The following is a 22,180-nucleotide window of genomic DNA, read 5'->3' on the forward strand; positions in this document are numbered from 1 at the left end:
GAAAGTGACCGCTCGTCGATTATGTCTTCTGATCGTCGCCGTCGGCCTGCTTTTCGGGGGCATAGCGCTGGCGATCGACTTATTAGCGGTGAGCCCGCCGGTTCCCGCTGATTCGCAGCACTGCGACGATTTGGCGCACGCCGTGCACCGGGCGTCCGCCCGACTGTGCGCGCAGCCGCTTCCGGTCACCCCGCCGCGGAACGCACCGTGACGCATCCACGTCGCCTTCGGCGCGTTCCTCGTGTGACTCGCGGTCGACCGGTTGGAATGGCAAGGGATCGTCCGCTGTGAACGGCGGGCGACCCCGCCAACGGCCGGGCGTCGCGCGCACCGGTGCGTCGGCGGGCGACGGTGGCCCGTACGGGCCGGAGAAGGTGCTGATCAGGGAAAAAGCGGGCGCGTGTCGCGGTGCGGTGTGCCATGCTGGGGAGACTTTCGTTACCCGCACTCGGTAAGGGGCGATGGCCATGGGTTCGGAGCACCCACGCGCCCGCGAACAGCTGGAACTCGATGTGGTCCGCGAGGTCGTCCTGGCCAGACGCAGGCTCGACAGCCTGGTACTGGCGGCGCTGACGCTCGGCGCGGAACTCACCGATCTGGAGTCGCCGCTGCGCACCGAGTCGAGGGCGGGGGAGATCCTCGAACGGTTCGCGGTCGACGAAGACGAGATCACGCGTGATCCCGAAGCGGCGCTACAGGCGGATATGGCGCGCGACGAACGGCGAGCGCGCCGGATCGGTCTCGGGTACAGCGGCGTGCCGTCGGAGGGGGAGCGGCGCAGGCGCAGGCAGATGGCCCTGCTGCGGGAAGTGCGCGCGGACCTGCTCGAAGTGGTGCGCCGCAGCCGCAGATACCGCTTCGACCGCAATGCCTTCGCCGAGGAGATAGCCGCGGGCCTCGGCGCGGCCACCGACAAACTCGTCGTCGGCTCCGATATGGACACCTACGACGCCTGGCAGCGCGGCATGGTCCTCGGGTTGATCGAGGAATCGACCCCGCACGGCCCCAAGGTCCTCGCTACCGTCGACGCGGGCCCCGAGCGCGGCCATCTCACCGTCGAATGGGACAGCTGCGAACGCCGCCTCGCCCTGATCGCCCGCATGTCGAGAGCGGGCGTCTCCCCGGTGGTCATCTGCGACCGCCTACTCGCCGACCTCTCCGTCTCCTCGCCCTTGCGCTATTCGGCCCGCTGATCGCTGTCGTACATACGAGAGAACCGGCCGTCCCTCCTCGGTGCGGGAGTGGGCAACCAGCCGCGTAGTGCGAGCGAATGCCTTGGGTGGCGACCTACGCGAGTCATTTTCGCGGTGATCACGCCCACTGGCACCAAGCAAATGCTTGGTTGTATTATGGCGGGGTGACCGCACCCGACTCACCGAAATCCGCGCGCCGTAACGAGTTGCTCTCCATGGCGGCGGTGCTGTTCGCCGAGCGCGGGCTGCGGGCGACCACGGTACGGGATATAGCGGATGCGGCCGGAATCCTATCGGGGAGTCTCTACCACCACTTCGATTCCAAGGAATCGATGGTGGACGAGATCCTGCGCGGATTCCTCGACGACCTGTTCGGGCGTTACCGCGAGATCGTCGGCGAAGAGCTCAGCGCGCGAGATACCTTGGAAGCCTTGGTGATCGCGTCCTACGAATCCTTCGACCGTTTCCACGCCGCGGTCGCGATCTACCAGGCCGAGGCCAAACGGCTGCGCGATTCGCAGCGATTCGCCTATATCGCGGACTACAACAACGAGTTCCGTGAACTGTGGCACCGGGTGCTGAGCAACGGCGTCACCGACGGAAGTTTCCGCCCCGAACTCGATGTCGAACTCGCCTACCGATTCCTGCGCGACACCGTGTGGGTCGCCGTGCGCTGGTATCAGCCGGGCGGCCCGATCACCGTCGACAATCTCGCCAAGCAGTACCTGACCATCGTGTTGGACGGGCTCACCGCCCCCGCCACCTGAGCACCGACCTCCGGGAATCCGGAAAGCCGAGTCCGAGTAGGAGATTCCATGTCCGCACCTTCCGCCCGTCGGCCGTACGCGCCGCTGCGGGACGCCTACGTCGTCGATGCCGTGCGCACGGCCGTTGGTAAGCGCAACGGCGCGCTCGCCGCGGTGCACCCGGCCGACCTCGGCGCCGCCGCGCTGCGCGGCCTGCTCGACCGGAACCCGATCGACCCGGCGAACGTCGACGACGTGATCGTCGGCTGCGTCGACAACGTCGGTCCGCAAGCGGGCAACATCGGCCGCACCATGTGGCTGACCGCGGGCTTCCCCGAGGAAGTGCCCGGCGTCACGGTGGACCGGCAGTGTGGTTCCTCCCAGCAGGCCATCAACTTCGGCGCGCAAGCCATCATGAGCGGCACCGCCGAGGTCATCGTGGCGGGCGGCGTGCAGAACATGAGCCGGATCCCGATCTCGGCCGCCATGCTCGCCGGTAAGGAATACGGATTCGAGTCGCCGTTCGTCGGCGCCGAAGGCTGGGATCACCGCTACGGCACCGACGAGGTCTCGCAGTTCCGCGGCGCGCAGCTGATCGCCGAGAAGTGGGACATCACCCGCGAGGACATGGAACGCTGGGCGCTACGCAGCCACGACCGCGCCCGCGACGCCATCAAGAACGGACGTTTCGACTCCGAAATCGTTCCGGTGGGCGACTTCCGGATCGACCAGGGCCCGCGCGAGACCAGCCTGGAGAAGATGGCGTCGCTGCCCGCGCTCGCCGAAGGCAGCCCGCTCACCGCCGCCGTCGCCAGCCAGATCTCCGACGGCGCCAGCGCCACCCTGCTCGCCTCGGAATGGGCCGTCCAGGAATACGGTCTCACCCCCCGCGCCCGCATCCACCACGTGAGCGCCCGCGGCGCCGACCCCATCTTCATGCTCACCGCGCCGATCCCGGCCACCAAGTGGGCGCTGGAGAAGACCGGTCTCACCATCGACGACATCGACGTGGTCGAGATCAACGAGGCGTTCGCCCCCGTGGTGCTGGCCTGGTTGAAGGAAACCGGCGCCGACCCGGAAAAGGTGAACGTCAACGGCGGCGCCATCGCCCTCGGCCACCCCCTCGGCGCCACCGGCGCGAAACTTTTCGCGACCCTGCTCAACGAACTCGAGCGCCGCCAGGGCCGCTACGGTCTGCTCACCATCTGCGAGGGCGGCGGCACCGCCAACGCGACGATCATCGAACGCCTGGCCAAGTAGGTCCCGAGGCCGCGGCATCCCCGCCGCGGCCGCACCCCGGCCCGCTGCGTCCTGCTTGCACCCGAGTGACCGAAAGATCTGCGCGGTAGGCGAATTCGGTTTCGCGCAGTACAAGATGATGCGCTGATCCGTCGCCGCAAGTGCTGTCGTCATAGGCGGTCCGTTATGTGATCGACATCATGCAAAGCGCATCGGGATGCGTGGTGCGATATGCTTGATCAAGTCAGCCCCAGGGCCTTCCGCTACTGTAAAAAGTAGGCCGCCCCCTGGGGCAAACTTTTTCCCAGGGGAGTGCGTGCAACCGGAGGAACTGCGTCTATGTGACTTCCTCTCTGATGCGCGGCACGCCAAGTACCTGGCCGCTACGCGCGGAGACGCCGGTAGGGCAACTAGGTTGTTCGTGTGGAACTGCGAGTTGTCGGCCGCGTTCTGGCCGGCAATCGCTCTGATCGAGATGGCCATCCGCAATGCGATCAACACCCATTTGTGCAAGGTCGTTGGCCTCGACGCGAAGACTGGCTGGCATACCGACGCGCTGAGCGACAGGCCCAGGATCCATCTCCTCGATAGGGATTTGGACAAATTGCGGTCGTCTGTCGAGGCATTTCGCCGCCGTCGCGAGACGTCTGGTGAGCCGACAGGGGACGACGTGGTCGGCGGCACTTCCCTCGGGCTATGGGTCGCACTCTGTGGTGAAGGGCGTCCGCGCGGTGGAATGCACGACTACCACCGATTCATCTGGCGAGGAAAAAAGCTCTGGCAAGCGTTTCCCAACTACGGGGACTGGCTGGCCAGGACCGAACAGAAGAAGATCAGTCCCATCGACAATCCTGGGCCACTCCGCGGTGCTCTGCGAGACTTCGAGCTGATTCGTAACCGCATCGCTCACCACGAGCCCATCTACATGATCAGCAGTGTCTATCACTGCTCGAATATCGCCGATCTCGCCGAGATGATCGACACAGATTTGCGCCGGTATATCGAGCACACCGACCGAGTGGCAACTGTCGTAAAGAAGTACGCGCCCTATGTCACAGGGCACCCGGACTTATTGTGAACGGTAGCGCTCGCTGCTGATGTCGAAGCGGGACCGGTCCGGCGCACAGGGGTTCGGGCGCCGGAGCCGGGTGGGTCAGGCGGATTTACCGGTGGAGATGTTGCCGCGTAGGGCTGTCATGGCATCGATCCGAGCGACGGCGTCGGTGACGATGCGGTCGATCAGTTCGTGGCAGGTCGGGACGTCGTCGATGATGCCGGTGACCTGGCCCGCGGCCAGGACGCCCGCGCGGGTGTCGCCTTCTACGAGGCCGGCGCGCAGCAGCATGGGAGTGTTGGCGGCCATGACCACCTGGGACCAGGTGAGGTCTTTTTGTTTGCGCATGGTGAGGCCGTCGCGGACGATGTTCGACCATTTCATGCCGGTCATGCTCTTGAAGCGGGCGGCGTTGGCGACGGCGGCGCCGAGGCCGCGCCATCGGCCCGAATGTTCCAGGCGCTGAACGAGTTCGGTGTTCAATACGCGGTGCGGCATGCCGTCGACCTTGACCGAGACCACGGTGTCCTGCAGGTGCCTGCTCAGGTATTCCTGTTTGACCGCGTCGGGGACGCTGCTTTCCTTCGTGAGCAGGAAGCGGGTGCCCATGGCGACGCCCGCGGCGCCGTAGGCGAGGGCGGCGGCGAGTCCGCGGCCGTCGAAGAAGCCGCCCGCGGCGACCACGGGGATGTCGACGGCGTCGAGGACCGAGGGGAGCAGCAGGGTCGTCGCGACGGGGCCGGTGTGGCCGCCGCCTTCGCCGCCTTGCACGATCACCGCGTCCGCGCCCCACGAGGCGACTTTCACGGCGTGTTTGGCCGCGCCGATGGACGGTACGACCACGACGCCCGCGTCCTTCAGCTTGGCGATCAGGTCCTTCTTCGGGGCCAGCGCGAAGGAGGCCACCGCGACTTTCTCGCGGATCAGCAGGTCGATGCGTTCGCCTGCGTCGACGGCGTCGGCGCGGATGTTCACCCCGAACGGTTTGTCGGTGTGCGCCTTGGTTTTCGCGATCGCCGCCTCGAGTTCGGCGTAGGTCATGGTTGCCGAGGCCAGGATGCCGAGACCGCCCGCGTTGGAGGTCGCCGAGACCAGGCTCGGGCCCGCGACCCAGCCCATGCCGGTCTGCACGACCGGGTGCTCGATGCCGACGAGTTCGGTGAGCGGGGTGCGCAGGGTCGGCGTCATGCGGGCACCTCGGATTCGCGAATCTTCTTGGGGTCGAGCACTTCCCGGATCAGTCGCAGTTCCTCGGCGGTGGGCGTCCTGGTCTGGCCCGCTTCGGCGAGTCCGGCGATGTCGAAGGAGGTGTTCTCGGCGACCTCGTCGGCGCTCACGCCGGGGTGCAGGCTGCGCGCGCGCAGGGTGTGGTCGGGGCCTTCGAAGTCGAAGACGCCGAGATTGGTGACCACACGGTGCAGGTGGTGGAAGCGGAAGGCCGGGTTGGCGGGATCGACCTTGTCGTAACCGATTCCGCTGACGATGTCGACCTCGTTCACGAACACCCGCTTGGTGTGTCGCGAAATCCAGTAGCTGGTGGGGTGATTGATGGTGTTGCCGGGTGCGCCGCGCACGCCGAACATCTGCCTGGTCGGCTGTTGCGGCGGGCCGAACGCGGACAGGTTCTGATTGCCGTACCGGTCGATCTGGTTGGCGCCCATCACCACGTGGCGGCGCCCCGAGGCGACCACGTCGAAGACCTTGCGGAACGGGATCCAGCCTTCGGTCGGCGCCTTGCCGCCGATCGGGGGCGTGTCGGCGAAGAACAGCGCCTCGCCGTCGGAGAGCAGCAGGTCGGGTTCGGTGGTCAGTTTGGCGAGGCGGGCGCCGAGAGTGGTCATGGGCGACATCGGCGAGGCCATGATCTCGCCCGCGCCGCTGAAGATTTCGGCGCAGGCCACCGCGCAGATCTCGGCGCGGGTGATGTCGGTTGCGGTGGCGGTCATCGGGCGCTCTCCTGCTGTGCGGCGAATTCACGGACGGCGGCCTGGTATTCGTCCTCGGAGACCGCGAGGTATTTCTCGACGAACTGCTGCCAGGCTTCCGGAGTCTTGGCAGACTCGACGTAGTGGCGCTGGAACTTCTCGTCCCGTGCGTAGTCGTCGCCCGCGAGGGTGAAGTGCGCGCCGTTCGGGGCTTCCACGACACCGTCGACCATCATGCGATTGATGATCAGCGATTGCGGCGGAACGGATTTCACGAGTTCCTCGGTGTCGACGACGCGTTCGACCGACAGGTAGCGGCGCTGCGCGGCGAGGCAGAACAGGTCGTCCATGTACGGATCGACGCCCTGGTAGGCGGCGTTGCCGTGTTTGTCGCCGAGGTTCAGGTGCACCAGCGCCGCGTCGAGGTTCAACGCGGGCATGGCGGTGAGAGTTTCGGCGGCGCCGTCGGGGCCGGGGTAGGGGGAGGTGACGGTCCGCAGTTCGCCGTCCCAGAAGTCGAAGACCGCGGAACCGAGTCCGGCTCGGATCGGCAGGAACGGCAGGCGGGCCGCGGCGGCTTCGAGTCCGCATTTCAGCATGCCCTCGTCCATTTCGCGGGCGACGAGCGTGCCTTCGGTGCGCGCCTTGGAGAACCACGGGTCGTAGAAGGGCGGGGAGTCCAACGACACGAATCCGTAGTACGCCTTGCGCACCTTGCCCGCCGAGCACAGCAGGCCGAGGTCGGGGCCGCCGTAGCCGACCACGGTGAGATCGGTGATGTCGGAACGCAGGATCGCCCGCACCAGCGCCATCGGCTTGCGCCGCGAGCCCCAGCCGCCGATGCCGATGGTCATTCCGCTGCGCAGTTCGCCGACCACATCGTCGAGCGACATTCGCTTGTCACGCATGGTTTTTCCCTACTTCCCGCTCTTGCGTGCCGCCAGGTCGTCATCGAATCTGGCGCGGATCTCGTCCGCGACGCCCGCCAGATTCAATTCGAAGGTGAAGCCTTGTTCGTATCGGTAGCTGCGGTGCACGTCCTGCACGTCGATGCCGTTGAGCGCCCGTTTGGCGGCCCGGATGACCCGGCCGTCCTTGTTCGCGATGTTCTTCGCGACTTCCATCGCGGCGGCGTCGAGTTCGGCGCGCGGCACCACCTGGTAGACCGAGCCGTGGTGGTGCAGCTGCTGCGCGGTGATGGTGCTCGCGGTGTAGAACAGCGCGCGCATCAGGTGCTGGGGAACGAGCCGCGCGAGGTGGGTGGCCGCGCCGAGCGCGCCGCGGTCGACTTCGGGCAGTCCGAAGGTGGCGTCGTCGGAGGCGATGACCACATCGGCGTTGCCGACCAGGCCGATGCCGCCGCCGAGGCAGAAGCCCTGCACCACGGCGATCACCGGGACCTGGCAGTCGTAGACGGCGCCGAAGGCTTCGAAGCAGCCGTGGTTGGCGTCGATGAGCGCCTGATGACCCGGCTTGCTCTGGATCTCCTTGATGTCGACGCCCGCGTTGAAGCCGCGGTTCTCGGCGCGCAGCACCACCACCTTGGTCTCCGGATCGCGTCCCGCCGCGCGCACCGCGTCCGCGATCGCGAACCATCCGTCGGTCGGTATGGCGTTGACCGGTGGGTAGTCCACCGTGACGACGGTGATGCCGGTTGATTCGGAGTGGCTGTCGATCCCCATCACATTGTCCTTAGGTGGCGAGTGGCCATCGGTGGCGGTTGAGCATTGGCAAAGCAAGCAGTTGCTTGGTAGGTTAGCACGGTGGCACTCGAAATCGATCTGGCCGGACGCGTCGTTCTGGTGACCGGCGGCGTGCGCGGCGTCGGCGCCGGTATCAGCCGGATATTCCTCGAAGCGGGCGCCACCGTGGTCGCCTGCGCCCGCCGCCCCGCCGACGAACCCGTCACCGCGGCAGGCCGTGAGATCGACTACCTGCCGTGCGATGTCCGCGACGCCGACTCGGTGCGCGAACTCGTCGACGCGATCGTCGCGCGGCACGGCAGGCTCGACCACGTGGTCAACAACGCGGGCGGCGCTCCCTTCGCGCCGTCGGCCACCGCGAGCCGCAACTTCAACAGCAAGATCATCGAGTTGAACCTGCTCGGCCCGCTGCTGGTGTCCCAACGCGCCTACGGCGTGATGGCCGAACAGCCCGACGGCGGTTCCATCGTCATGATCTCCAGCGTCAGCGGGCACCGGGCCTCGCCCGGCACCGCCGCCTACGGCGCGGCCAAGGCCGGACTCGACAGTCTCACCCAGTCGCTCGCCGTGGAATGGGCGCCGCGGGTGCGGGTGAACTCGCTCATCGTCGGCATGGTCCGCACCGAACTGGCCGAACTGCACTACGGCGACGGCGACGGCATCGACGCGGTCAGCGAGACGATTCCGTTGCGGCGCATGGCGACCCCCGAGGACATCGGCCGCTGCGCGCTGTTCCTCACCTCGCCGCTGGCCGACTACGTCAGCGGCGCGACCCTGCTCGTGCACGGCGGCGGCGAGCGCCCCGCGTTCCTCGCCGCCTCCACCGCTGAGATGGGCGCTCCAGCCGCCGCTGACATGGGCGGCCCAGCCGCTGACCTGAGCCCCGCGTCCAACGGCAGTCTCGCGTCCAACGGCGGCGCCGCGGCCGACGGCGCACAGCGCTGAGCACATCCGGATACGAAAGAGGACAACAGGTTATGGACGAGCAGATCTGCGCCGGGCGCACCGTCATCGTCACCGGCGCGGGTCGCGGCATCGGCCGTGCGCACGCACTGGCCTTCGCCGCGGCGGGCGCGAAGGTCGTGGTCAACGACATCGGGACCACCCTCGACGGCGCCGCGACCGATGAGACGCCCGCCCAGCAGGTGGTCGCCGAAATCGAGGCGCTCGGCGGCCAGGCCGTCGCCAACGGTGACGACGTCGCCGACTGGGACGGCGGCCGCAACCTGGTCAGGCAGGCCGTCGACACCTTCGGCGGGCTCGACGTGCTGGTCAACAACGCGGGCTTCGTGCGCGACCGGATGCTGGTCAACCTCGGCGAGGACGAGTGGGACGCCGTCGTCCGCGTGCACCTCAAGGGCCACTTCGTCACCATGCGGCACGCCGCCGAATACTGGCGCGGCGAATCCAAGGCCGGGCGGCAGGTGGACGCGCGCGTCATCAACACCAGCTCGGGCGCGGGTCTGCAGGGCAGCGTCGGACAGGGCAACTACGGCGCCGCCAAGGCGGGCATCGCCGGTCTGACCCTCACCGCGGCAGCGGAATTCGGCCGCTACGGGGTCACTGTGAACGCCATCGCGCCCTCGGCGCGCACCAGGATGACCGAGACCGTCTTCGCCGAGATGATGGCCGCGCCGGAGGAGGGCGGCTTCGACGCGATGGCGCCGGAGAACATCTCCCCGCTCGTGGTGTGGCTCGGCAGCGCGCAGTCCGCGTCGGTCACCGGACGCGTTTTCGAAATCGAGGGCGGCAAGGTCGCGTTGGCCGACGGCTGGCGCCACGGAGTTGCTGTCGACCACGGCGCGCGCTGGAATCCGGCCGAACTCGGCCCCGTCGTCGCCGACCTGATCGCCAAGGGCGTGCCGCCGGAGTCGGTATACGGCGCCTGACGGCCACGGCGGCGACGGCCCCCGCGCTTCGGACAACGACGTCCCGGGCGCGGGGGCCGTCGCCGTTTCCGCGGCGGGTAGGGCCGCGAGCTGGGCGGTCACCCGAAAGCGTTCGGAACGGGGGGTCTACGATGAGGCCGATTCTTCGAGATCCCGGAGGGCGTCGCGGCCGGGGGACAGATTTGCGCTTCATGAGTGAGGGGAAGACCGGCGCATGGCTATTGGTCGCACCGTCCCGGCCGCGGCGCTCGCCCGCGCGGTTGCCGTCATTGTGCTCGCGCGGTCGGCGACCGCGCTCGGCGGTCCGCGCCCGCGTGTGCGATTTCAACCGGACAGCGGGCACGGCATCGCGGTTCATATCGGGGCAACGTGATCGTCGGGATGCTCGCGGTGGGGCAGATCCGCCGCGCTGTCACGGACACGCCGACGACGGGTGTGCCGACGACGGGTGTGCCGAGGTCGGGTGTGCCGACGGCGGACACGGTGAGCTCGGGTGTGCCGACGACGGGTGTGCCGAGGTCGGGTGCGCCGAGGCCGGGTGTGGCCCGTGGGTCGGCATGCGGAGCTCGCGGCGGCGCGCGGCCTCGGGATGGCGTATGGCTGAGCGGAACGGTGCGCGGCGGTGCGGGATGGCGCGGGACATTGCGCGGGTGTGCGGAGCGGAGTGTGTCCGTGCGGGCCTGCCGCGAACCTGCTGGAGCGATATCGCGGTCGACGTGCGATGGATCGCGCGCCCGAGGGTGGGCGTCCGCGTGACCAGGTCGGTGCGATCGCGGGCGCATTTCGGTCCGGTGGGGTGAGCGCGGAGAAATCCACGATCGGTTAGCGCGGAACACCGCGTCAGGTCACGAATGCAAACACATTCGCGCTTACAGATGGCGTGTATGCGACAGGTGTGCGGGACAGTTACGCCATTGGATTCGAAGAACGAATGCGTTCGTATGATCGCCCGAGTGCATTCTCGCGCGGAGATCGGATTCACCCGTCGCGACATTCCGATCACATTGTCGGACAATTCGAACATCGAAGATACCGGTCGTTCTGGTATCACTCGATGCATGCCAAGGCACTTCGGGGCTTGCGAAATACCCCTACGGTCGTGTATGTCGACACGTAGAGTGGGCCTGGTCGAATTCGACTGCACGACAGGATGACCGCCTGTCGCACGCGGGTTCGTGAAACCCCGCCCCAGCAGCGCGTAATGCGGGTTCGGCGTGCTGCCGAACCCGCATTACGTGTAGTACTCGGCGCGACGCCCTCGGTCTGGTCGACCTCGGGTCATCGCGCCTTATACGCCCGTGAACCTCCGTGGCGCGCAACCATGAACCGCGACGTCAGGGGGCTGCCCGGACGCCGGGGATCGTGGCTGTTCGCCCTATTCGGTGCCGTCCGGCGGGATTTCGGGCAGGCCTTCGCTTGCCCGAAGCTTCTCCGCCATCGAGGTGAGGAGGTTCTGTGATTCTTCGGAGAGGTCGAACGCCCTACTCGACAACCGCCGCAGTCCGTAGCCCTGGAGTGGGACAGCAGTTCCAGATCGTGATCGATCTTGGCGGCATAGATGTCGTTGAAGAAGTAGTCCGGCTTGACCTTGAAGAACTTGGCCAGTGCCGCCACCGTTTCATCCGACGGGTTCGTCCGTTGCCCCGACCGCAACTGCGAGAGATACGGTTTCGAGATCGGATGCCCGGAAGCCGTCAGCGCCGCCGCGACCTCCGCGTTGGTGTGCGGCTTACGCCCCGGGGGATGCACGGTTTCGAACAGCTTGTTCAGCCGCGCCGCGAAATCAGCCATTGTGAGCCGCCCAATTCCCTTCGCTGTACTAACAGTCGTTATCTCGGATACGTATCATTGATATTAGCGGCTCAGTAACTGAAAACCTACGCCTGATTCAGGATTTCCTTGAAGCTTCTAGGCGCCCGCCCGGCGAAGACGCTGTGGCGGTTGCGTTTGCGGGTCGCCTCAACGTCTCTGGTCGAGTGCTGATGCGGCCCGGTTCTGGCCCGTCGCGGACGTCTTCGCCGCCGAGATGTTAGTAGCGAAAAGATAGCTGACAAGTCATCTAACGACCCCTCTTGTGCACTATGTGGCGTACGACACGTTTTGGCGCCTTTAGAGTGAATCTTCAACTATCCCGGTGGAATTGGTGCGATCCTACAACCGTTCGATGATAGTACCCGTCGCCAATGCGCCGCCGGCGCACATGAGAACCATCGCCGTACTGCCTCCGGTTCGCTCCAGTTCGTGCAAAGCCGTTGTGATCAGACGGGATCCGGTCGAGCCGACGGGGTGCCCGATCGCGATGGCGCCGCCGTTGACATTCACCTTGTCGAGGTCCGGCTTGTGCACGCTCGCCCAGGAAAGCGCGACGGACGCGAAAGCCTCGTTGATCTCGAAAAGGTCGAGATCGTCGATCTTCATGCCGGACCGCTCGAGCAGTCGGGTGCAGGCCTGCACCGGCCCGTCGAGGTGGAATTCGGGCTCGGCGCCGACCACGGCCTGTGTGATTATCCGCGCGCGCGGGCGCAAACCCTCTCGCGCCGCGACCTTTTCGTCCATGAGTAGGACCGCGGCGGCCCCGTCGGAGATCTGCGACGACGTGCCCGCGGTGTGCACACCGCCCTCGATCACCGGCTTCAACTTCGCGAGTCCTTCGGCGGTGGTCTCGCGCAGGCCCTGATCCCTGCTGACGTCCAACTTCTCGCCGGTGAGCGCTCCTTCCTTGTCGACGGCGGGCGCGGTGACCGTGAGCACCTCGCGGTCGAAGCGGCCCTCGGCCCACGCCCGCGCGGCCAGGCGTTGCGAGCGCGCGCCGAATTCGTCGACGTCGGTGCGGGTGATGCCGCGCCGCTTGGCGATGCGCTCGGCGGCCTCGAACTGGTTGGGTAGGTCGATATTCCAGGACGCGGGCCTGCGCGGGCCCGCGTTCTCGCCGAGGTTGGCGCCCAGCGGAACCCGGCTCATGGCCTCGACGCCGCAGGCCATGCCGATCTCGATCGCGTCGGCGGCGATGAGGCCCGCGATGAGGTGGTTGGCCTGCTGCGCCGAACCGCACTGGGTGTCGATCGTGGTGGCGGCCGTCTGCCACGGCAGTCCGGCGTGCAGCCACGCGACCCTGGTGACATTGTTGGACTGTTCGCCCGCCTGCGTCACGCAGCCGCCGATGACCTGCTCAACCAGGGCCGGATCGAGGTGCGCCTTCTCCAGCAGGCCGCGCTGGGCCAGTCCGAGCAGTTCGGAGGCGTGCAGACCTGCCAGCCAGCCGCCGCGCTTACCGATCGGGGTGCGAGCGGCTTCGACGATCACGGGTGTTCCCATGTCAAACCTTCCGTAGGTGAACAGCGAAACTGAAACGTGTGCCAGTGTGTCCGGGCCGGTCTTCTTTACTAGTCCCTCTACCTGTGCTGGAATTGATTATAGAACGTGTTTCAGTTTGTCGAAGGAGACATCTGGTGGTTGACACTCCCAACGCAACGCCCGCGACGGCCGCCGATGGGTCGCCGTCCTCGGAACCGAACTTGCCCGAAGGATTCGACGTCACCGACCCCGCGATCTACGCGGAGCGCGTTCCGGTGCGGGAGTACGCCGAACTACGCCGGGCCGCGCCGGTCTGGTGGAACCCCAAATCGCCCGAGACCGGCGGCTTCCACGACGCGGGCTTCTGGGTGGTGAGCAGGCACGCCGAGGTCAAGGAGGTCTCGCGCCGCAGTGACGTGTTCTCCTCCTACGAGAACACCGCCATCCCCCGCTTCAACGACGAGATCACCCGCGAACAGATCGAGATGCAGCGCACCATCCTGCTCAACAAGGATGCCCCCGAGCACACCAAACTGCGCAAGATCATCTCCCGCGGCTTCACCCCTCGCGCCATCAACAGCCTGCGCGCGGAACTCTCGGCACGGGCCGAGGCGATCGTGCGGGCCGCCGCCGAATCCGGTTCGGGTGATTTCGTCGCCCAGGTCGCCTGCGAGCTGCCGCTGCAGGCCATCGCCGAACTGATCGGCGTCCCGCAGGAGGACCGGATGAAGCTGTTCACCTGGTCCAACGACATGACCGGCTACGACGACCCGGACAGCGAGACCGACGCGCTCACGGCCTCGATGGAGATCCTCGGGTACTCGTACCAGATGGCCGCCGACCGCAAGGTCAACCCGGCCGACGACCTGGTCACCACACTGGTCGAGGCCGATATCGACGGCGACAAGCTGAGCGAGGAGGAGTTCGGCTTCTTCGTGATGATGCTGGCGGTCGCGGGCAACGAGACCACCCGCAACGCCATCACCCACGGCATGAACGCCTTCATGGAGAATCCGGACCAGTGGGAGCTGTTCAAGGCCGAACGCCCCGCCACCGCCGCCGACGAGATCATCCGCTGGGCGACACCGGTCACTTCTTTCCAGCGCACCGCGCTCGAGGACACCGAACTCGGCGGCGTGCGGATCAAGAAGGGCGACCGGGTGGTGATGCTGTACCGCTCGGCCAACTTCGACGAGGACGTCTTCGAGAATCCCGAGAAGTTCGACATCCTGCGCAAGGACAACCCGCACCTGTCCTTCGGCGGCACCGGCGCGCACTTCTGCATCGGCGCCAACCTCGCCCGGCTCGAGGTCGATCTGATCTTCAACGCCATCGCCGACCACCTCCCCGATATCACCAAGGTCGGTGACCCGAAGCGGTTGCGTTCCGGCTGGCTCAACGGCATCAAGGAGTTCGCCGTCGACTACAAGACCGCGGCGCACTGACAGACGACGAAGCCCGGAGCCGTAGGTCGGTTCCGGGCTTCGTCGTATCGCTGAAGTGCGTCGGGAGCGGGCCGGTCGGGCTGTGGGCCTGTGACGAACGGCTCAGCCCACGGGCGTCGCGGTGGCCGTGGCCCGGTCTACCTCCCAGAACGCGCGCAATGCGGCGATCTTGCCCGCGTCGTCCACCCGGTAGGTGAACACGCCCTCCGCGTCGATGCGATATCCGCCGATGACGCTGCGGATGACACCGGTGAAGGCGACCTCATGACCGCACGCGAAGGAATCCCCGAACAGGAATTCGATCGAGTCGGTCTTCGCGATCGCCTTCTCCCAGAACGCGGCGATGGCCTCGGGGCCGCGATGGCCCTTGCCTTCCGGGTCGAATCCGGACGGGCCGATGGGATCCTCGACGATGCCGTCGGCCGCGAACAGCGCGACCCAGGCGTCCTTGTCCCTGGCCCGGACCGCGGCTTGGGAGGCGAGTCCGGCGGCGCGGGCCGGGTGCTCGGCGCTCATCGGCGTTCCGATGCGACGACCCACATGGAAAAGTATTGCGAGCCACCGCCGTACGCGTGACCGAGCGCTTTGCGGGCGCCCGCGACCTGGTAGTCGCCCGCGCGGTCCATGACTTGTTTCGCGGCTTCGGCGAACCGGATCATGCCGGAGGCTCCGATCGGGTTGGAGGAGAGCACGCCACCGGATGGGTTCACCGGAATGCGCCCGCCGATCTCGGTTTCGCCTTTATCGGTGAGTTTCCAACCGTCGCCGGGGGCGGCGAAGCCGAGGTTCTCCAGCCACATGGGCTCGAACCAGGAGAACGGAACGTAGATCTCCGCGGCGTCGATTTCCTCGAGCGGGTCGGTGATGCCCGCCGCGGCCCACAGCGCGGCGGCGGCGTCGCGGCCTGCCTGCGGGCTGACCTGGTCGCGGCCCGCGAAGGTGGTGGGTTCGGTGCGCATGGCGGTCGCGTGGATCCACGCGACCTTCCTGCCGGTGGCTTCGATGGCGCTCGCGGCGTCCTCGTCGCCGATCACGACCGCGCAGGCGCCGTCGGAGGACGGGCAGGTCTCGTCGAAGCGGATGGGGTCCCACAGCATCTGCGAGGCCAGCACCGATTCCAGGGTGATGTCGGGCTGACGGAGGTGGGCGAGCGGATTCTTGGCGCCGTTGCGCCGGTCCTTCACCGCGACCATCGCGCCGATATGGCTCGGCGCGTTCGATCGGCGGATGTAGGAGCGGACGTGCGGCGCGAAGTATCCGCCAGCGCCCGCGCCGACCGGCATGGTGAAGGGCACCGGGATGGACAACGCCCACATGGCGTTGGATTCGGACTGCTTCTCCCAGGACACCGCGAGCACCTTCTTGTGCACGCCCGCCTGCACGAGGTTGGCGGCGACGATGCCGGTGGAGCCGCCGACCGAGCCCGCCGTGTGCACGCGCAGCAGCGGCTTGCCGGTGGCGCCGAGCGCGTCGGCCATGAAGAGTTCCGGCATCATGACGCCCTCGAAGAAGTCGGGAGCTTTGCCGACCACGACCGCGTCGATATCGGCCATGGTGAGGCCGGAATCGAGAAGTGCGCGGTCGATGGCCTCGCGACAGAGGCCGGGCATCGATACATCGGTGCGTTTCGTCACGTGATGCGTCTGTCCGGTGCCGAGCACCGCGGCCGGGAAACTCATCGGGTCGCCTCCAGTACGGTCACGAGATTCTGTTGCAACGCCGGGCCGCTGGTCGCGTGCGCGAGCGCGCGCTCGGCAGAACCCGCGATGATGGCCTCGGCCGCGAAACCGATGCGCTCGAGTCCGGCCGCGAACATCGGATTCCCCGCCAGCGCGCCGCCGGACGGATTCACGGCGGTCCCCGGCCGCAACCCGATCGCCTCGGCGAGGATGAGCTGCTGATGGCTGAACGGCGCGTGCAGTTCGGCGATATCGAATCCGCCGGTGTCGCCGCCGGTGATCGCCTGCGCGGCAGCCGAAGTCGAAGGGGAGACGGTGAGATCGCGTGCCCCGAGCACCGGGGTGTCGACGCGGTGCGCGATGCCGCCGATCCAGGCGGGGCGCTCGCACAGTTGCCTGGCTCGGTCGCCGGTGGCGAGGACGATCGCCGCGGCACCGTCGGTCACCGGCGCGACATCGTGGGCGCGCAGCGGATCGGCGACATAGGGCGCGGCCAGCAGCGCGTCGACGTCGCCGTGCGCGCCCGCCGCGACGGCGGCCATATCCCGCTCGCTCCAGCGGCCCGCGTCCAGTCCGGCGCGAGCCTGCAGACCTGCGATCGCCACCGAATCCGGCCACAGCGGCGCGACCAGATACGGGTCGAGCTGCATGGTCAGGATCTGGCGCAGCGTACCCGCCGATGACTTGCCGAAGCCGTAAACCAGCGCGGTATTCGCTTGTCCCGACTTGAGTTTCACATATGCCTCGTAGAGCGCCCACGCGGCGTCCATCTCCACGTGCGACTCGTTGATCGGCGGTACCGCGCCGATCGAGTCGATCGCGGAGATGAACGAGAAGGCACGGCCCGCGAGGAAATCGGAGGAGCCCGAACACCAGAAGTCGATATCGGATTTGGTGATGCCGAGGCGTTCGTAGAGCCGCTGGAAACAGGGCACCAGCATCTCGACGCCGTTGGTGGTGCCGAAGGTTTCCGGCACGTGCGGCGCGTGGGCGAAACCCACGACCGCGATGTCGATGGCGTCAGCCGAGCGATCGGTCATGATGGGGACAGCGCCTCTCAGAGGTGGTGCTTGTAGGTGTCGTACTCGGCGTCGGGCTCACCGGAAGGCTCGAAATGGTCCACGTTCTCCAGACCGAAGCCCCACTCCTCGCGCGGTTTCCACACCGCCCGCACCCGCATGCCCATGCGCACCTCGCTCGCGTCGCAGCCGAGCACGAGGTGCAGCACCGGGATGTCGGCGCCGTCGAGCAGTACGTAGGCCGCGACGTACGGCGGCTTGATGCGCTGACCGAGGAAGGGCACGTTCACGATGCAGAAGGTGGTGACGGTGCCGCGATCGGACAGTTCGATGTAGTCGTCGGTCGGCAGGCCGTTGGTCGGGTTGGCGCCGCGCGGCGGAAAGTACACCTTGCCGTTCGCGTCGGTGCGCGCGCCGATGAGTTTGCCCTCGGCGAGTCCGCGCAGGTAGACGGTTTCCTGCGGGGAGGCGGTGTGCGCGTAGGCGAGGTCGACCGGGGTGACGATCACGGTGACCGGCTCGCCCGCGGTCTCGACCGGGACCGCGGTGGAGGTGTCGCCGGGTTCGAAGCAGACGATGTCGGTGATGCTGCCCGACGTGGCGTCGGCCCAGCGCGCCCGCACCCGCAGGCCGGTGCTGATCTCGGCGGGTTCGGCCACGTCGACCGCGTGCAACAAGGCGGAGTCCGCGCCGTCGAGGCGGATGAGGGCGTAGGCGAAGGGGCGGTCGAAGGGCTGGCCCGGCAGCGGTTCGCGCACCCAGGTCCAGGACTCGACGGTGCCGACATCGGAGACGTCGACGAAATCGGTGAGTGGTTCGGCGGTGACCGGGTCGTATTCCGGCGGCGGCACGAGCACGCGGCCGTCGGATCCGCGCACCCCGACCACCTTGCGGGCGCGCAACTCGGTCAGGAATCTGCCGATGGTCGGTCCGACCGATCGGGTGTAGTCGAATCGCACCCGCAGGGGCGCGCTCAGCACATCGGGTGCGGTGTCGGTGTCCGCGACGCTCGTATTCGGCCCGCTGGTATTCAATTCCGACCCTTTCTCATCCGTGATTACGCCGGATGCGGTATTCCCCTGAGTCACGATATCGAGTAGAACAGGTTCTTATTCTGGTGGCAAGCACTCGATCGGAAGGGTGAAATCGTGAAGTTCGGATTGCAGCTCGGATATTGGATGGCGCAGCCGCCGGAGCACGCGGGCGAGATCATCGTCGCGGCCGAGGCGGCGGGATTCGACGCGGTGTTCGCCGCCGAGTCGTGGGGATCGGACGCCTTCGGGCCGCTGGCCTGGTGGGGGTCGCGCACCGAACGGATCCGGCTCGGTACCTCGGTGGTGCAGCTGTCCGCGCGCACCCCGACCGCCGCCGCCATGCACGCGCTGACCCTCGACCACCTCAGCGGCGGGCGCGTCATCCTCGGCCTCGGCGTCTCCGGCCCGCAGGTGGTCGAGGGCTGGTACGGGCAGCCCTTCGCCAAACCGCTGGCGCGCACCCGCGAATACGTCGACATCATCCGGCAGGTGCTCGCCAGGCGGGCGCCGGTGACCAGCGCCGGTCCGCACTACCCGCTGCCGTACACCGGCGCGGGCGCGCTCGGCCTCGGCAAGCCGCTCAAGCCGATCGTGCACCCGCTACGTGCGGATCTGCCGATCTGGCTGGGTGCGGAAGGACCGAAGAACGTCGCGCTGGCCGCTGAGATCGCCGACGGCTGGCTGGCCATCTACTACACGCCGCGACTGGCGGACATGTACAACGAGTGGCTCGACGAGGGCTTCGCGCGCGCGGGTGCGCGGCGTTCGCGTGCCGATTTCGAGATCGCCGCGTCCACTCAGGTGGTGATCACCGACGACCCGGCCGCCGAGGTGGAGCGGATGCGCTGGGTGGTGGCCCTCTACATCGGGGGAATGGGCGCACCGGAACTGAATTTCCACGCCCAGGTGTATCGCCGCATGGGCTACGAGCGCGAGGTGGACGAGATCGGCAGGCTGTTCCAGGCCGGGAAGAAGGCCGAGGCGGCGGCGATCGTGCCCGATCAGATGATCCTCGACACCGCGATCATCGGCGACGAGGCGCACGTGCGGGAGCAGTTGAAGGTGTGGGAGGCGGCCGGGGTGACCATGCTGCTGGTCGGCGTTTCCGATACCGAGCAATTGGCTCGGCTCGCACCCCTTGTCCAGTAGTGGAACGCGTTCTAAATTTGAAAGGGTGACGGCACCGGAGCCAGTGGCAATTCTCGGACTGTGGAACATCGCCGACGCCGAACCGGAACGGGTCGCCGTGGTCGATCCGTCCGGCCGGGAGGTGACCTATCGAGAACTGGCCCGCCTCGCCGACCGCTATGCCAACGGACTCGCCGCGCTCGGCCTGGAAACGGGCGACGTGCTGGTCACGATGGTGCACAACGGCGTCGAGGCGATCGCCGCCTATTTCGCGGCCTACCAGGCCGGCTACTACATCGTGGCCGTGAACTGGCACCTCACCGGCCCCGAAGTCGCCTACATCCTCCGCGACAGCGAGGCCAGGGCGTTCATCGCCGGTGAGCGGTTCGCCGCGGCCGCCGTCGCCGCCGCCGACGCGGCCGGGCTGCCCGCCGCCGCGCGATTCTCGGTCGGCGCGATCGACGGGTTCACCCCCCTCGACAGCCTCGGCTCGGATCGGGACGGACGCCCCGAACACCGCAGCACCGGCGCGCCCATGCTCTACACCTCGGGCACCACCGGCAAGCCCAAGGGGGTGCGCCGCCCGCTGACCGGCGCCGACCCGGACGACGTGCCGCTGTACGCCACCGTCTTCTTCGGGCTCTTCGGCCTCGCGCCCTACGACGACAACGTGCACATCTGCGGGTCGCCGCTCTACCACACGGCCGTGCTGAACTTCGCGACCATCTCGATCCAGTTGGGACACAAGCTCGTTCTCATGGACCGCTGGGACGCCGAGGACATGCTGCGGCTCATCGACACCCACCGCGTCACCCACAGTCACATGGTGCCGACCCAGTTCCACCGGCTGCTCGCCCTGCCCGCCGAGGTGCGCGTGCGATACGACGTGTCCTCGCTGCGCAGCATGGTGCACGGCGCGGCGCCGTGCCCGCCGGAGACCAAGCGGCGGATGCTCGAATGGTGGGGGCCGACCGTCACCGAGTACTACGCGGCCACCGAAGGCGGCGGCACCGTCATCGACGGCGCGGATTGGCTGCGCAAACCCGGTTCGGTCGGCAAGCCGTGGCCGTGGTCGGTCATCAAGATCCTCGGCGAGCAGGACGGCGCCGAACTGCCTGCCGGGGAGGCGGGGCTGGTCTACATGAAGATGGGCGTCTCCAGTTTCGAATACCACCGGGCCAAGGAGAAGACCGAGGAATCGAGGGTCGGTGATCTGTTCACCGTCGGCGATATCGGCCACCTCGACGCCGACGGCTATCTCTACCTGCACGACCGGCGTTCGGATCTGATCCTGTCCGGCGGCGTGAACATCTACCCGGCCGAGGTGGAGAACGTGCTGATCACCCATCCTAAGGTCGCGGACGTGGCCGTTTTCGGTATCCCGCACGCGGATTGGGGACAGCAGGTGCAGGCCGTCATACAGCTCGCCGACGGCGTCGATGCCTGCGCCGAACTCACCGCGGAACTGTTGGACTTCGCGAGTTCGCGACTGGCCAAGTACAAGATCCCGAAGTCGGTGGACTACCTGCCCGAACTGCCGCGCGACCCGAACGGCAAGCTCTACAAACGCAAGCTGCGCGACCGGTACGTGCCCGCCACGTGAACCCGGCGCCCGGGCGGGCACGCGCGCTCAGTCGACCGGTTCGCGCAGCTCGGGCGGCAGGTCGAAGAGCGGGAACAGGCGGGCGGTGTCGAGGAAGAAGTTCAGCCCCGCGATCGTCTCGCCCTCGAGTTCCAGCACCGTGACCGCCCACGGGGTGTAGAGGCCTGGCTGCTCGGTGGGCTTGTACTGGCCGAAGGCGATGTGGCCGTTCGCGCCCGCGAGACGGACGAGTTTGGAACCGGCGCATGCGCTTCCGGTGCCGAGCATGAAGGCCGCGACGTTCTCCGGACCCGAGATCCAGAGTTCGAAGGGCGGCATGGACAGTGCCACATCGGCTTTCAGCAGCGCGGTGAGCGCGTCCATGTCGTATGCCTCGAAGGCGGTGACGAAATCGTCGACGAGTTTGCGTTGGTTCACATCGGATTCGTCGTAGTCGTCTCCGGCGGCGGGCTGCACCTTGGACATCGTCGCCCGCGCGCGTTGCAGTGCGCTGTTCACCGAGGCCGTCGTCATGGTGAGGGCCTCGGCGGTCTCGTTGGCCGAGAATCTCAGCACCTCGCGCATGATGAGGATGGCGCGTTGGGTGGCGGGCAGATGCTGACACGCCGCGACGAAGGCGAGCCGCAGCGTGTCCTTGGTCGAGGCGTGATCGGCCGGGTCGGCGCCGAAGGCGAGCGCGTTCGGGATCGGCTCGATCCAGACGTAGTCCGGCTGCGGCGCGGGCAGTGTGGAATCGGGCCGCGACGGGCCGTTGAGATCCATCGGGCGGGCGCGGCGCTGCGGGCCGTCGAGCATGTCGAGGCAGACGTTGGTGGTGATCTTGTAGAGCCAGGACCGCAGGCTTGCCCTGCCCTCGAAGGAGTCGTAGGACTTCCAGGCGCGGGTGAAGGTCTCCTGTACCGCGTCCTCGGCCTCGAAGGAGGAGCCGAGCATGCGGTAGGCGTAGGCGCACAGTTCCCTGCGGTGCGCCTCGAAGGAGGCGAGGACATCCTCGCCGAGCGCGTTCGCGGAGCCGAGGCCCGCCGCTGAGGTGGCGGCGGCCCGCGCGCTCCCGGTGCCGAGCGCGCCGACGCCGGGGGTGTCGGCCGTGCCGAGGGCAGTGTTGGTCGCGCCGGGGGCGGTGTTGGTCGCGCCAGGGGCGGCGGCGGCCGGGCCGGACGTGTCGGTCATGGTGCTCACCCTGCCACAGGGCACCGACAGATCGCAGCGGGAATCGTCCGCGAACACCC

The 22,180-nt window shown here is 67.5% G+C and carries 19 protein-coding genes and 1 pseudogene; 9 read left to right on the plus strand and 11 right to left on the minus strand.

Annotation, left to right across the window (positions count from 1 at the left end; translation table 11 throughout):
* Nucleotides 1–467 precede the first annotated feature (467 nt).
* From IT779_RS34985 to IT779_RS35000, 4 genes are all read left to right on the plus strand, one after another.
* Nucleotides 468–1,193, plus strand: coding sequence for a hypothetical protein (locus IT779_RS34985; RefSeq protein WP_196153779.1), 726 nt, complete (start codon nucleotides 468–470; stop codon nucleotides 1,191–1,193).
* Nucleotides 1,194–1,408: 215 nt separating this feature from the next.
* A complete protein-coding gene (locus IT779_RS34990; RefSeq protein WP_232542390.1) occupies nucleotides 1,409–1,960 on the plus strand; it encodes a TetR/AcrR family transcriptional regulator in 552 nt (183 codons plus the stop codon).
* Nucleotides 1,961–2,044: 84 nt separating this feature from the next.
* A complete protein-coding gene (locus IT779_RS34995) occupies nucleotides 2,045–3,199 on the plus strand; it encodes an acetyl-CoA C-acetyltransferase (protein WP_196153820.1) in 1,155 nt (384 codons plus the stop codon).
* A 295-nt stretch (nucleotides 3,200–3,494) separates the two neighbouring features.
* Nucleotides 3,495–4,256: a CAAX protease gene (locus tag IT779_RS35000; protein ID WP_196153781.1), complete on the plus strand. Its 762-nt coding sequence runs from the start codon at nucleotides 3,495–3,497 to the stop codon at nucleotides 4,254–4,256.
* A gap of 75 nt (nucleotides 4,257–4,331) precedes the next feature.
* Here the strand turns inward: IT779_RS35000 and IT779_RS35005 are convergent, their stop codons facing one another.
* From IT779_RS35005 to IT779_RS35020, 4 genes are read right to left on the minus strand one after another with little or no spacing between them, the layout of a single operon-like run.
* Nucleotides 4,332–5,420: an NAD(P)H-dependent flavin oxidoreductase gene (locus IT779_RS35005; protein WP_196153782.1), complete on the minus strand. Its 1,089-nt coding sequence runs from the start codon at nucleotides 5,418–5,420 to the stop codon at nucleotides 4,332–4,334.
* Nucleotides 5,417–6,178, minus strand: coding sequence for a CoA-transferase subunit beta (locus IT779_RS35010; RefSeq protein ID WP_196153783.1), 762 nt, complete (start codon nucleotides 6,176–6,178; stop codon nucleotides 5,417–5,419). The genes IT779_RS35005 and IT779_RS35010 overlap by 4 nt, the downstream gene beginning before the upstream one ends.
* Nucleotides 6,175–7,065: a CoA transferase subunit A gene (locus IT779_RS35015; protein ID WP_196153784.1), complete on the minus strand. Its 891-nt coding sequence runs from the start codon at nucleotides 7,063–7,065 to the stop codon at nucleotides 6,175–6,177. The genes IT779_RS35010 and IT779_RS35015 overlap by 4 nt, the downstream gene beginning before the upstream one ends.
* 9 nt (nucleotides 7,066–7,074) lie before the next feature.
* Nucleotides 7,075–7,839 (minus strand): enoyl-CoA hydratase family protein, encoded by a 765-nt coding sequence (locus IT779_RS35020; RefSeq protein ID WP_196153785.1) that lies wholly within the window; start codon nucleotides 7,837–7,839, stop codon nucleotides 7,075–7,077.
* Nucleotides 7,840–7,920: 81 nt separating this feature from the next.
* On the opposite strand from IT779_RS35020, the gene IT779_RS35025 reads away from it, so the two are divergent.
* The gene (locus tag IT779_RS35025) at nucleotides 7,921–8,805 is read left to right on the plus strand and encodes an SDR family oxidoreductase (protein ID WP_196153786.1); all 885 of its coding nucleotides are present in this window, start codon (nucleotides 7,921–7,923) and stop codon (nucleotides 8,803–8,805) included.
* A gap of 32 nt (nucleotides 8,806–8,837) precedes the next feature.
* Entirely contained in the window at nucleotides 8,838–9,749 is a 912-nt protein-coding gene (locus IT779_RS35030) for an SDR family oxidoreductase (RefSeq protein WP_196153787.1), read from the plus strand.
* A 1,375-nt stretch (nucleotides 9,750–11,124) separates the two neighbouring features.
* On the opposite strand, the pseudogene IT779_RS35035 reads toward IT779_RS35030, so the two are convergent.
* Both IT779_RS35035 and IT779_RS35040 read right to left on the minus strand, forming a co-directional pair.
* A pseudogene (locus tag IT779_RS35035) lies at nucleotides 11,125–11,540 on the minus strand (helix-turn-helix domain-containing protein).
* 360 nt (nucleotides 11,541–11,900) lie between these two features.
* A complete protein-coding gene (locus tag IT779_RS35040; protein WP_196153788.1) occupies nucleotides 11,901–13,064 on the minus strand; it encodes a steroid 3-ketoacyl-CoA thiolase in 1,164 nt (387 codons plus the stop codon).
* Between the two features lie 134 nt (nucleotides 13,065–13,198).
* Here IT779_RS35040 and IT779_RS35045 point away from each other — a divergent pair, with 134 nt between their 5' ends.
* A complete protein-coding gene (locus IT779_RS35045; protein ID WP_332839103.1) occupies nucleotides 13,199–14,488 on the plus strand; it encodes a cytochrome P450 in 1,290 nt (429 codons plus the stop codon).
* Between the two features lie 102 nt (nucleotides 14,489–14,590).
* On the opposite strand, the gene IT779_RS35050 is transcribed toward IT779_RS35045, so the two are convergent.
* The 4 genes from IT779_RS35050 to IT779_RS35065 are packed head-to-tail and all read right to left on the minus strand — an operon-like array spanning nucleotide 14,591 to nucleotide 18,220.
* Nucleotides 14,591–15,004 (minus strand): nuclear transport factor 2 family protein, encoded by a 414-nt coding sequence (locus IT779_RS35050; protein ID WP_196153789.1) that lies wholly within the window; start codon nucleotides 15,002–15,004, stop codon nucleotides 14,591–14,593.
* Nucleotides 15,001–16,167 carry a thiolase domain-containing protein gene (locus IT779_RS35055; RefSeq protein WP_196153790.1) on the minus strand — a complete coding sequence of 389 codons (1,167 nt, stop codon included), beginning with the start codon at nucleotides 16,165–16,167 and terminating at the stop codon, nucleotides 15,001–15,003. The genes IT779_RS35050 and IT779_RS35055 overlap by 4 nt, the downstream gene beginning before the upstream one ends.
* A complete protein-coding gene (locus IT779_RS35060) occupies nucleotides 16,164–17,207 on the minus strand; it encodes a thiolase domain-containing protein (RefSeq protein ID WP_196153791.1) in 1,044 nt (347 codons plus the stop codon). The genes IT779_RS35055 and IT779_RS35060 overlap by 4 nt, the downstream gene beginning before the upstream one ends.
* A gap of 17 nt (nucleotides 17,208–17,224) precedes the next feature.
* Complete coding sequence (locus tag IT779_RS35065) at nucleotides 17,225–18,220, minus strand: Zn-ribbon domain-containing OB-fold protein (protein ID WP_198429280.1); 996 nt, start codon at nucleotides 18,218–18,220, stop codon at nucleotides 17,225–17,227.
* 114 nt (nucleotides 18,221–18,334) lie between these two features.
* On the opposite strand from IT779_RS35065, the gene IT779_RS35070 reads away from it, so the two are divergent.
* Nucleotides 18,335–19,369, plus strand: a complete 1,035-nt coding sequence (locus IT779_RS35070; protein ID WP_196153793.1) for an LLM class F420-dependent oxidoreductase — start codon at nucleotides 18,335–18,337, stop codon at nucleotides 19,367–19,369.
* Nucleotides 19,370–19,394: 25 nt separating this feature from the next.
* On the plus strand, nucleotides 19,395–20,951 hold the full coding sequence (locus tag IT779_RS35075; protein WP_196153794.1) for an acyl-CoA synthetase: 1,557 nt from the start codon (nucleotides 19,395–19,397) through the stop codon (nucleotides 20,949–20,951).
* A 27-nt stretch (nucleotides 20,952–20,978) separates the two neighbouring features.
* Here IT779_RS35075 and IT779_RS35080 read toward each other — a convergent pair whose 3' ends face one another.
* Nucleotides 20,979–22,121 (minus strand): sigma-70 family RNA polymerase sigma factor, encoded by a 1,143-nt coding sequence (locus tag IT779_RS35080; protein WP_196153795.1) that lies wholly within the window; start codon nucleotides 22,119–22,121, stop codon nucleotides 20,979–20,981.
* Nucleotides 22,122–22,180 lie beyond the last annotated feature (59 nt).

It is taken from the genome of Nocardia bovistercoris, assembly GCF_015674855.1.
In the GTDB taxonomy this organism is placed as follows: Bacteria; Actinomycetota; Actinomycetes; order Mycobacteriales; family Mycobacteriaceae; genus Nocardia; species Nocardia bovistercoris.

Coding starts and splice junctions, on each gene's coding strand:
- IT779_RS35060 (WP_196153791.1), bottom strand. CDS start 17,207: ATGACCGATCGCTCGGCTGACGCCATCGACATCGCGGTCGTGGGTTTC.
- IT779_RS35015 (WP_196153784.1), bottom strand. CDS start 7,065: ATGCGTGACAAGCGAATGTCGCTCGACGATGTGGTCGGCGAACTGCGC.
- IT779_RS34990 (WP_232542390.1), top strand. CDS start 1,409: ATGGCGGCGGTGCTGTTCGCCGAGCGCGGGCTGCGGGCGACCACGGTA.
- IT779_RS35030 (WP_196153787.1), top strand. CDS start 8,838: ATGGACGAGCAGATCTGCGCCGGGCGCACCGTCATCGTCACCGGCGCG.
- IT779_RS35055 (WP_196153790.1), bottom strand. CDS start 16,167: ATGAGTTTCCCGGCCGCGGTGCTCGGCACCGGACAGACGCATCACGTG.
- IT779_RS35010 (WP_196153783.1), bottom strand. CDS start 6,178: ATGACCGCCACCGCAACCGACATCACCCGCGCCGAGATCTGCGCGGTG.
- IT779_RS35020 (WP_196153785.1), bottom strand. CDS start 7,839: ATGGGGATCGACAGCCACTCCGAATCAACCGGCATCACCGTCGTCACG.
- IT779_RS35040 (WP_196153788.1), bottom strand. CDS start 13,064: ATGGGAACACCCGTGATCGTCGAAGCCGCTCGCACCCCGATCGGTAAG.
- IT779_RS35050 (WP_196153789.1), bottom strand. CDS start 15,004: ATGAGCGCCGAGCACCCGGCCCGCGCCGCCGGACTCGCCTCCCAAGCC.
- IT779_RS35080 (WP_196153795.1), bottom strand. CDS start 22,121: ATGACCGACACGTCCGGCCCGGCCGCCGCCGCCCCTGGCGCGACCAAC.
- IT779_RS35005 (WP_196153782.1), bottom strand. CDS start 5,420: ATGACGCCGACCCTGCGCACCCCGCTCACCGAACTCGTCGGCATCGAG.
- IT779_RS34985 (WP_196153779.1), top strand. CDS start 468: ATGGGTTCGGAGCACCCACGCGCCCGCGAACAGCTGGAACTCGATGTG.